Below are 10,843 nucleotides of genomic sequence, written 5' to 3' on the forward strand. Positions count from 1 at the left end.
GGGGCCCTTATCATCTACTCGGAAATAATGATGGTTGACCAAGAATACGACGAGATGATTGCCCGTTATTTCACGGAAATGGAAAAGCAGTCCCGCAAACGGCTTGCCGAAGCAAATGACCTGATTTCGAAGTTCACGGCTTTAGCCGCATCCAAAGGTGTAATCCTCGGTGCGGAGTCATTCGAGTACATCCAGACCATCGGCATCGTTGCCAAGGCGCAGGGCATCGCAAGGACGCTATTGGGGCCAATCAGGGCCGAGCGCGATGGACTGCTGCCATTTAACGAGATCGCAAACCGACTCCCTCCTAGCCTCCATCACGAAGGATGCTTTGCCGGCCCCGACTTTATTTTGATGGCCCACCCTTGTTACCGGCGAGGAATGCACCCAGTCAACAACTGGGCCCCGAGGTTCGTAGATCTGTTCTGGCGATTCGACGGTCCCGGCATAGAAAAATACATTGCCCTCGACGAAGACCGGGTCCGGGTCGACGTCGGCGGGTTAGGCTATTTCGAGGCCGACACCTGGTATGGCGCTCCATTCGGCGAGGACATAAGAAACATCAAAACCGGAATCGCCAAGCTGCGCCCGCCACTGGATCTGGACGCTCGGAATATCTCTTTCTTCTTCGCCGACGCGTACTGTCTAGACATCAAGTGGAGCGAGTTAAATGGCATCAAGTCGTTCCAGGCCTTGGAAATGAAGACAGAGGACATTCAGATTGAGGTCGGGGGGCAATACTTCTTCCCCGCCCGCTACTTGCACGCCGAGTTCGATCTCGCGGCCAACTGTTTCAGGCACTTTGACGGCGCGATCCAGCTTTTCACGAAAGAAGAATATTTCCAGCGGCGGGATTCCGACTTCAACATGACGATGAAGAACCCTGCACACATTAAAGCCAGATCGAGCAAGCTCTTCAAGATCAATGGCCCGCTGAAAACGGAAGACTGGGTCGATCTATGCTGCCACTTCTATACAGCCAACCCCCTTACCTTCGAGTACTTCAGCGGTGAATATCCGAAGCACGTCACTGAGACTCTCGAAAGGATCAGGGGCCAAGCATCGAAACTCGCTGGCGAGACCTAACATCGCTGCTGGGTGGGTTTGTGAAGGGTAAGCTTTGGGTCGGATAGCGACTTCCAGCCATTGTGACTGATCCACCCTTGTCATCCCTCAACGTGGAGGGCGAGCCATGAACACCATAGCTAAATGCAGCCATCAGCCTTGGAACAAGGAAAAGTTTGTCGGGCAGAAAGCCCCGCTCCGAATCAGAGATATCTGGTCCATACGGGTCAGACTCCAGCTCGCGGAGAAGACACGGGATTTGGCGCTGTTCAACTTGGCCATCGATAGCAAATTGCGTGCCTGTGACTTAACCAAACTGCGAGTCCGAGACATAACCCATGGGGAGCATGTATTGTCACAGGCCATCGTGATGCAACAGAAAACTCAGCATCCAGTGTAATTTGAAATCACTGAGCAAACCCGAACGGTTCTTGAGGCTTGGATGCATCAGGCCCGTCTCCGCAGCGAGGACTTCTTGTTTCCGACCCGGTTGCACGACTCAGACCATCTCTCCACCAGACAATACGCTCGAATAGTCAAAGCGTGGGTGACAGCCATTGGCCTTGACCCAGCTATGTACGGTCCTCACACGCTACGGAGAACTAAGGCATCGCTAATCTATCGCAGGACAAAGAACCTGAGAGCTGTCCAACTCCTGCTTGGTCATACAAAGCTTGAAAGCACCGTCAGATACCTGGGAATCGAGGTCGATGATGCCCTGGAAATGGCAGAGCAGACAGAAGTTTGACCATCACTGCGACGGTCGATGCTAGGCCGTTGCTATCCGGCCAAAAGCGGACTTTCTCTGATGCACGCTAACATCTCAAAGTAGCCTCTACCTCAGCCCAGTATGGACTGAAAGTAATCAGAGCGATTATTCGAGCGTCCTCGTCCCCCCTTGTGCAGCATTTACGGCCCGGTCATATCGTCGTGCGATAACATCACCTTTCTGCGGCTGCTACCGCTGACTGTCTGAACACGGCAATTGAGCGGCAGACATGGCATTTATTGATGGTCAAATCATGCTGAAAAAGACGATTGATTGGGATCTAGTAAGAACACGAGCCAAGCTGGTTGAGCTCATGGAGCCAGGCGTACTGGGTTTTTACAACAGCGTCGAGATCACCGAAATTCTAGGCTTTGAGGACAAAAAAATCTTCAATGTGCTAACACTCGCCGTAGCGGAGCCGGGCGAAGCACCGAGTGAAATTGATTGGAACGCTGTTCGTTTGAACCAAGAGCGGATTCAGCTCCCAAAAGTCAGCTGCTCGTTCGGCGTTATGCGATATCGACTTTCTGTTTCCGCTTTCTTAAGAAAGTTCGCAGAGTGTGAGGTGGGTGGTCACTGGAAGACATCACCCGCTGATATCAAGTTCGGCGCTCTTGCCGCCACCCCGCCTCAGTTCATCCCCCCCGATGCAGACCAACCAACCCCTTGGAACGGTGTTCTAAAGAACAACTTCTTCGAAGGCTCCCATACGCTGGAGCTGTTTGATACGACTAAGGAGCATCTCAGATTCCTGCTCGAGGACACCCGCCGACTGACTCAGCTTGCGAACGTCGTAGGGCAAATAGTGCCGATAAAACTGGACGGTATGTCTGATCGTCTCGGAAATATCATCATCCAGCTACCCGTGACAGTGTTTTCTACTGTCGTTCGTAACTCCCCCGGCGGAGAGCATCGGCTAGGCATTGCCTGGCACCCCGACGTTACTCCCAGACAGGTCCAGATCACCGCCGAGATTCTAGACAACGCAGCCTTAAGTAGTTTTGATTCGGCAGTCATCACTACCGGCGAAGCGACCCTTGAGCTCAACGCTCGCGGGGGCGGTGGACGAATACGTATTTGGGACTTGGAAAAACGGGTCCTTTTATGCGCCACACCAGCGATGAGGTTTTTCACGTCTCTCCGGATGTCGACGAGGGCCGTTGGCGAAGGAGCCAGCGCAAAAAGTCGCAAGTTTCGGTTCACTGATTTTGATGGAAATGAATGCCAAAAAACGATTTGCCTGAAAGAACCGTCTGAACTAGGGCGGCTCATTGGGAGCCCTCCCGAAAGACCGCGGGAGCCCTGGGTTGCGCAACGAGTGTTCCGCGATTCCATCTCAAGCCTAAGGGCACGCAAGGAGTTCGTGCAATACGGCCTCGACGCAGATCCAAACCCACCGCATGCCTCTGAGACATCATCAGACGTTCAGGCTGCTGGTATTGGCCAAGAAGGGCCGCTAGTTTACGCCCCGCCGAAGCACAAAAGAAAGACAGCCGCACTTGAGGACCTGCACGAGCTTATTTGCGAACATGGTGATGAAGGTGTGTGGTTGTGGGATCCCTACCTCAATGCGGATGACGTGCTACGCACACTTTTCTATTGCCCACATGATGGCGTTCGACTTCTTGCCTTGACTGCCGGTAAGACTATCAGTGACTCCACAAAAACTGGGGAGGCCCCTAAACCGACTAATGACCGGGAAAGTCGAATAAAGGCACGTAAGAAAGCAAAACACTTGAAACGTTTGCTAGCTGAAAAGCTGGAGTCGGCGAAAGGCAACTGTCTTGGACTTGAGCTTGAGTTTCGCATTCGCGAAGGAGGCGCAGGCTGGGCATTCCACGACCGCTTCATCATTTTCCCAAGAACTCAGGGTTCCGCTTTGGTCTGGTCGCTGGGGACCTCGATCAACAGCTTCGGTGCTGAACACCACATACTGCAGAAAGTCACGCACGGCGAAGCAATTGCACAGGCCTTCCAAGACTTGTGGGGACAGCTTCAAAAGGAAAAATACTTAATATGGAAAAGCGTTCCCGACACGGAGCGCACGGTATGAAAGAACAGTCGTTACAACTTATTAATATGCCCGAGGCTGTTTCCACCGCATTAGGGGACAGCCAAGTGACGCTCCTCGCTGCTAGCCCAAGTGAGGTAAAGGCCTTCAATCGGGCGCTCAATCGACTTCTTTGGCACGGAACCGAGTCTGGCACTCCGGAAGAGCAGGCATTGCATCGAACTCATGCTCAACAATGGGCGCTTCGGCAACTTGAAGTGCTGTCCTTAGACCCTGACCAAAGCCTCAGTCCCCTTCGAATTGTCTTGACTACTCTGTACATTGCCTCACCCTCAGCCTCAGAGGCTGCGCAGATCGTTCCACAAGCGCTCTCGCACGCTAATTTCATAAAAGGTCTGGTCACCCTGGTGGAAGAATCGTCCCCGGATATCCGTATGATATCCCGGCACCAATCTCAGCAGGAGTTGCGCGAAGCACTTCAAACAGCCGATCGCGATGCCAACTACCATCGGCTTCGACATTTGACACGTCATCAGGAAGCAGACATAGCGCCGGATGCTTGCGTCGCGATCTTGCTGCTAACGGCATTTGCGCCTGCCGAAGTTTCGCGCTTAATTCAGGAAAAGCGAGATGTGCTTTTTTCGTTTGCAGTCCAACGTCTACTTGGATCGCAATCCGTTCAACTCGCGTTGTCAGTCAACAACGTTACATTCAAATACTTCAGCGTTTGTTCCCTCGCTGATTGCCCAGCAGCACAGGTACCAGAAGCGACAGTGGCGGACATTGCCACGCTGCATGTTCAGGTCGCCCAGACCGAGAGGTGGCGAGGGTGGATCATGGACTTGGCTCGCTATCCACATGAAGACACGGTGACAGAGATGGCGCTCCCGATTGCGCTGGCCCAGCTAAACGCCATGCACTGGGCCGCCTTCATCGATGCTGTAGAGCTCTGGACACTACCCAGCACCGCTAACGCGGTTGCAAGGCTTCTCGTTCCTTTCATCCAGACGAAGGGGGTAGAGGATTCGAGGGAAATGTGGCGTCTTGCCTTCACGCGCTGGGATAATTGGGATTACGGCCATAAGGAAGCTGGAACGGGCCTGACAGCACCTTCGACTTGCTCCTTCGACTTTCCAGTGGCCGTTTACTACGCAAGCCTTCCTGAGGTTGAGATAAAAGCTGAAATTGAGAAACTGCAGGTCGAAATTGCGTGCGTCGAGCAGACCTGGTTTCCAGCCAAGAGCTCGCTCTTGAATGAGCGAAATCGTCTTTCCTCTCGAGTACGCCTCGTGAAACACGCGCTAACACTGCTGCATCCACCCAGTGAAGGTCTTCATGCACTCCCTCCTGCCATAAATCCCGAGAGCGAATTCGCTGGCGTTCGTTACGAGTTTTATGACGCCCATGCACGTTAGCGTTTAACACCGGTAGCAACAGAAGTGCGGCTTCGCCGCACAAAAAAAGGTAACCACTTTGGCGAGCACGGTTTCGGTACCGGCGAAGCATATCCATGGGCTCGGTGGCGAGCCAGATGCCGTCAAAGGCGGCTATCGGCCAAAAGCTGCCCTTCGCTATGACCCCTCCTCCCGGCACACCTTGAATCGTGGTCTGATCCATTTTTTTGGCGGGGCCTAAATGAAACGGGCGGTCTCAGATGTATCGGCTGTGTCGCTCAATAAGCAATTGCCTGTCATGAAATACCATCCAAGGCATCAGTGATTCGAACGCCGCATCACGTATTCGTGGATCAACCCATCCGTCGTCCTCGCCGATTGCCTCAAGGATGGCGCGCATCACATATTCTACGCTAGCCGGTTCGGTGATGATCGTCCCGCACCTCATTTGTTCGGCGAGGTGGGTTCTGAGCTCAGCGTGGTCCTGACAGCTAGCTCGTAGTCCCAGGTTAGCTCCCATGTAAGGCGCATTCCCACGCCCGCCCTCAAGCAAGCAGAGCAGCGTGCGATAAAGCCCCATACAAGCTTCGAGACTAAAATGCGCCCGACTACAGCGTCCTGCGATGTTGTAGAAGCTTTGAAGGCGACTTAATGTCAGAAAAAGCCCAAGGCTACGGAAGGCGTCTCCTGGCAACAGATGCACACTTCGGACTTCACTCACTATCCAAGCGCTGGTCCAAGTTTCTACGATCCGTGCCATCTCGTTTTGCGTTGCTTTCGGATGCAACCAACGCTGCAATCGCGTGAAGCGACTCGCGGAAATCCACCTACCGATGGCGGGTAGCAGTTCCTCATAAATCCAGGTGTAGGTATCAATGCAGGACCAGACGGCTCGGCGGTCCGCGCGCCCGTCAAGAAAGGACGGGTCCCAAAGAATAGCTATTTCCGATTCATCGCAAAGATCGGGGATATTTACCCCCCAGAAAATACCCCTGTAGCCCAACTCACAGAATGGCATCAGCCGATCCTGAGCCTCATGGAAAATATGCCACTCAGTCGTGCCTTTACGTACGTCATGATGATTGGCGAACGCGAGAATCCATTCCCAGACCCGCCTATCCACTTTGCAGAGTGCCACCTGCGGCCCGTTCCAAGTTACGACTGGAAAACCCACTGACTCCCAATCAGACTCTTGCTGCCGCAACGCACCGAGGTATACGTCAGAAAGCGCATCCGAAGCTTTGATGATCTCCTTGAGGGCCTCAGGAGGGATTATGAAACGGCAATGATTGAGATCGACGATTTCGCCAATTTTGTCCGAGGCCAGGGGCCCCTTGAAGAATGGCCTAGCTTCAGAAGATACAGGGCTCTCAGAATGGCCCAGAAAGTTCCTTAACATCCACTTTTGATCCAGAACCACATCCACACCCGCGGTATCGGGAAGCTTCAGCGAAACGATGGCAGATCCCGGATACTGAAACTCTTTGCCTCGAGGCAGCAGCGCCGAAATTTCGATCCAAGGCCTCCTCATGAACCAGCCTCGGTCTGTGCCGTGGCAGGTAATCAGCTCCTCGTTCGCGCCTCGCTCCTGACCTATAAAGTCATGAGCCAGCCTCGATACGTGCGGTCGCGGGTCTTCAAGCGCCTGAAGCAGCGCGTCGTGAAAAGCGACCCGTCGCATCCACCCTGCCCCCCACCCCGCCGCCGCCATTTCACCGAAGAATCGACTGATCACGTCAGGTGCTGCTTGCAGCTTCTCTGAAAGATGCTCGGCGGTCCAAATCACCCCTTCGATGCCTCGGTCGGCTAGTTTTCTGCGAGCCTCAATCCACTCGCCTCCCAACCCCTGCACGCCACTGCTGGAAAGAACCAAGGTAAATACGCGCGCGGTGTCGGCCCATCGTCCAGAGAGAAAACGATCCACCGTGTCCCTTAACGCACCGGGAGTAAATCGTTTCCAGCATTTGCATTCATAGACCCGCAATACGTCCGGCTGCGAACGATGGAAGGCAAACAAATCGATTCCGCCCTGAGGTTTTGCTCCCTGTTTGCCCAGCACCTGGCACCCAACTAGGTCATGATCCTTTCTAAGTAGCCACCAACAGAACTGCTCGAATTGCTCCCCGCTCATGTCGCTGAACGAAAATGGAGATGCCCCCAATGGAGTGTGCTGCGAATGTACGGTTGCAGAAGCCAAGTCATGCAGGTGTGCGCCCCATTGTTGCGGGAAAATAGGTCTGCCCAGCGCGTCCTGTTCCTGTGTTTCTAGCCCAAGCGTTCCCCAGTTCACGTTCAAATCTACCTCGTCAAATTGGCCTCACTGCCTAGCATTCACGATGCCAGAGTCGGGCGCTGTCTGCATGAGGGCGATGCTGACTTGATCGACCAGTAGAACCAAACGTTTTCAGAAGTTTGCTAGCAAAAAAAAAGCCCATCGGGTGATGGGCTTTTTTCATTTCAAGTGTCTCCGAGAGGAGGTTTTCACCCACGAACCTCAGAGCGAGCCCTTCAAGCTTATTGATTTGGATATGCCTAGTCAAATTTTGACGTTGATACCTGACTTCAGAGCTCTCTAGACTTGGATAGGGCGACTTAAAACCCCGCTGCGATGTCAAATGTCACGAAGTACAGCAATGATGCTTTGCCATTAGAAATGTGCGCTGGATGGTTGTTTTAGCAAGAGAAAATAGGCACAGGAACTCTTAAATCATAAGATCGTATTCCTCCACATAAATAAATATGCTTTGGCGGAACCAAGCCTTAAGGCTTGGCGGCATGGGCTCTCGCCCGAAGGCTTCACCGGCATGCGCGCTCCACGGGGCAAGTGCATCCATATCGGCTCGCCCCACACAACCTCATGCTAGGCACCGACCTACTCCGCATGCAGGAGCGTCGCCATTGACTTAGTCCTGATCCGTCGCCTCGCTCAACCTTCAGATGCGAGCGCCGTTAGCTCACCGTAGACCTGAGCAAGCATTCCTTCAAGACTGAGCGTTTCATCGCGTAGCAAATAGGCATACGCGAGCAGCGTCAGCGGTTGGATTTCCATCACGGAGGCCAGCTCCCCTACTTTCTCCAGCGTAGGGCTCTTGAGACCGCGCTCCAAGGTGCTGAGATACGTACGACTGCTGACGGTCGAAAAGTCCTCTTGAGTAAGCCCGCTGCTTTTCCTGAGACGCTGCAGCGCCAGTCCGAATGCTTGGTTTAGCTCCATTTTGCACAACTCGCAAAAGGAACTATAAGGCAGCAACGACCACTTTAGAGCTACAATCTATAGTGTTCATTTTCGCTAGGGTTTCGGTGGTATGTTTAGAACGACACGGGATGCGGCAATACCCAGGCCGGCATTTCTATGCGAGGACGTACAGCTATGGTCGTACATCGAGCATGGCTTGCATGTGCCTTGGTTCTACGTACGATTGGTTCATCATGAGGATGGCCTGCAGATGAGCCAAATGTTGATGCTGTCCAAGGTAGAGACCTTGCAGAACGTCTTGACTGAGAAAACATCTACAGCATGGGTGGAAGACGTTCAGTTGGTCAGCCCAAGTTATGTCAACAAATCCGATCGATGGCTGATGGAGCCTCTCCTGGAATTGACGGAGGTGGGGAACGGCCCAGGCAAAGCGAAATCCTACATCTATAGAGTGCTAGGTGACCGCCTCTACACCCAAGGGCAAACAGACGACGTGACAGATCAGGTTGTGTGTACCATCTACTTAGCGAAGGGCTAAAAGACACTGCAAAGAAACACTCAGCGTGAAATACGTACTCCTCAAAAAGACCAGTGTAGGGGGTAAAGCCTAATGGGAAGTCTAAAGGAACCGAGCACTATACAATCGCTAGTACGGTACATATTGGATTGCTGGAAGCTATATTGGGCACCGTTGATTTGGCTAACCAGGCAGTTATCGATCAGTCGTCGCCCCAAAAAACACAGCGCTAAGCACTAACCCCGCTCTGCGGTTAAAAGTGAAAAAAGTCTCCTAGACTAGCGAGGCTGGCATCGTTGTGCAAATGACTATGCTAGAGCCATAGGTGAGAAATGGTATGCAGTTTTGAAGGCATTTCATAACAACCGTCACACCTGCTTGCCGCCACCCTTATCGGATGAACGACAAACGTCTTTTAAAGCAGGTGAATCTACGTCAACCTGCGGCTACAAATGGCGATGGGCGCCCTATTTTGTTGTGTTTGCCATACCAAAAGCGTAGAAAAGTCTTCGGTTCGGGTGTGTAGGACCAGCTGTTGACGGCTTCAGTTGCGTGAAAATTACTCTGGTCGCTAACGCGTAACCTCATACTGCATCGCTTATCGCTTTGCCGAGATAGCCAGTCGGAGCAAACGTGCAAGCAGGTCACATCAGAACTTTTATCTACGTCAACACTGGTAATGCTGATGACATCCGCCCCCAACATAAGGGAATCTCCACCCGACAGCTCAACCGAAAAACGGTCCCGGTCTCGGTTGCAATTTGCGCATCTGGATTCAATGCCGGTCCAGATAGCATAAAACTGCGTTATCCAGAGAGTCATAATTTGACGTGGAGAGGTCGGACGGAAACGCCAACTCGGTGTAGTAAGATTGATCGCGCGCCCATCAGCAGGAAATCGATAGTGCAACGCTAAACGCCAAGCCAAAAACGCTGCAGACACCGTACAGGCGCACCGGCAGTCGAGACCATGTCGACTCTGAGCATCTAGGGAACTCAGATATTTATAGCACTCCAAATGCGGTTTCACATACGTCTTGTACAAGTATCGACGAACACACCGGTATCGAACGTATACTTCTCGCGCGCTGAGATCAAAATCTGTAGCCTCTTGATGACTGTATGTAGCGCCGATCTTTCTATAAGGAGGGATGGGTCGAGTAGTGATTGCGTTAGGAAAGGGGAATCCTCGTAATTCGGTGATCGCGAAATTGAGACCGATATTGACGAACTGCGCTTGCTCGTTAAAGTCTGTGCTTTCTACTTTGGCGGCGTGAAGCAGAGACACTGCGTAGTCGACTACAGGATCTTTCATTGCACTCGCAGCATGAAGCCATGCTTCGATCCTTAAGCCAACTTCCACATACTTATTCCGCTGCTCTGGAGTAGTGCTATTCAGGTAGACGGACCCGGAAGAATCAAAAACAAAATGATCGCAGCGCGTCTTGGCGACGAATCCTCCAGGTGATGGAGAAAAAAATAGTCCTAGCCTCATGGCATTGCTGCAGGGCACGCATAGCTCAAGTGGTAGGTTATGCCAAGGGCACCGCTTTATCATTTGGAGAAGAAAGAACACTGAGTGGTAACCTAGAGCGATACATTTTGCGCAGTGTCGTATATAAACCACCGAATTGAATGGCGTACATTCCACCAGGTTATCGATAAAAGCCCGCCTGACTGCAGGATATGGCAGGGAAAGCGCTTCGGCCAGCTTGGAGTCATCAATGGCACGCCCCCTCCAGTACTGAACAGGACGACTGGACTGCTGAAATCGTGAAATCTCGTTGAGTAGTTGTAACGGGCGAGTGAAGTTTAATGCGCTTGCTTTTAGCAGGATCCCCCACGATGACTCAAATGGAATATAGTTAAAGTGTCCATATGTGAGTTTCATG

At 52.5% G+C, this 10,843-nt stretch carries 7 protein-coding genes and 1 pseudogene; 5 read left to right on the plus strand and 3 right to left on the minus strand.

Features of this window, described 5'->3' with window-relative positions; translation table 11 throughout:
* Positions 1 to 30 precede the first annotated feature (30 nt).
* From A7K61_RS03495 to A7K61_RS03510, 4 genes and pseudogenes are all read left to right on the plus strand, one after another.
* Positions 31 to 1,086 (plus strand): hypothetical protein, encoded by a 1,056-nt coding sequence (locus A7K61_RS03495; RefSeq protein WP_019817036.1) that lies wholly within the window; start codon positions 31 to 33, stop codon positions 1,084 to 1,086.
* A 106-nt stretch (positions 1,087 to 1,192) separates the two neighbouring features.
* Positions 1,193 to 1,813, plus strand: a pseudogene (locus tag A7K61_RS03500) (tyrosine-type recombinase/integrase).
* A 250-nt stretch (positions 1,814 to 2,063) separates the two neighbouring features.
* Entirely contained in the window at positions 2,064 to 3,887 is a 1,824-nt protein-coding gene (locus tag A7K61_RS03505) for a VPA1262 family N-terminal domain-containing protein (protein ID WP_019817037.1), read from the plus strand.
* Complete coding sequence (locus A7K61_RS03510; RefSeq protein ID WP_019817038.1) at positions 3,884 to 5,260, plus strand: hypothetical protein; 1,377 nt, start codon at positions 3,884 to 3,886, stop codon at positions 5,258 to 5,260. Before A7K61_RS03505 ends, A7K61_RS03510 begins: the two co-directional genes overlap by 4 nt.
* 235 nt (positions 5,261 to 5,495) lie before the next feature.
* Here A7K61_RS03510 and A7K61_RS03515 read toward each other — a convergent pair whose 3' ends face one another.
* Both A7K61_RS03515 and A7K61_RS03520 read right to left on the minus strand, forming a co-directional pair.
* The gene (locus A7K61_RS03515) at positions 5,496 to 7,535 is read right to left on the minus strand and encodes a hypothetical protein (RefSeq protein ID WP_019817039.1); all 2,040 of its coding nucleotides are present in this window, start codon (positions 7,533 to 7,535) and stop codon (positions 5,496 to 5,498) included.
* A gap of 630 nt (positions 7,536 to 8,165) precedes the next feature.
* Positions 8,166 to 8,453: a helix-turn-helix domain-containing protein gene (locus tag A7K61_RS03520; RefSeq protein WP_019817042.1), complete on the minus strand. Its 288-nt coding sequence runs from the start codon at positions 8,451 to 8,453 to the stop codon at positions 8,166 to 8,168.
* 232 nt (positions 8,454 to 8,685) lie between these two features.
* Here A7K61_RS03520 and A7K61_RS03525 point away from each other — a divergent pair, with 232 nt between their 5' ends.
* Positions 8,686 to 8,973, plus strand: coding sequence for a hypothetical protein (locus A7K61_RS03525; protein WP_171905453.1), 288 nt, complete (start codon positions 8,686 to 8,688; stop codon positions 8,971 to 8,973).
* 414 nt (positions 8,974 to 9,387) lie between these two features.
* On the opposite strand, the gene A7K61_RS32105 is transcribed toward A7K61_RS03525, so the two are convergent.
* Positions 9,388 to 10,842, minus strand: coding sequence for a hypothetical protein (locus A7K61_RS32105; RefSeq protein ID WP_139129452.1), 1,455 nt, complete (start codon positions 10,840 to 10,842; stop codon positions 9,388 to 9,390).
* Between the last annotated feature and the right edge of the window lies 1 nt (position 10,843).

Origin of the sequence: Pseudomonas sp. AP42 (assembly GCF_001728935.1) — a bacterium.
Classification (GTDB): domain Bacteria; phylum Pseudomonadota; class Gammaproteobacteria; order Pseudomonadales; family Pseudomonadaceae; genus Aquipseudomonas; species Aquipseudomonas lactis.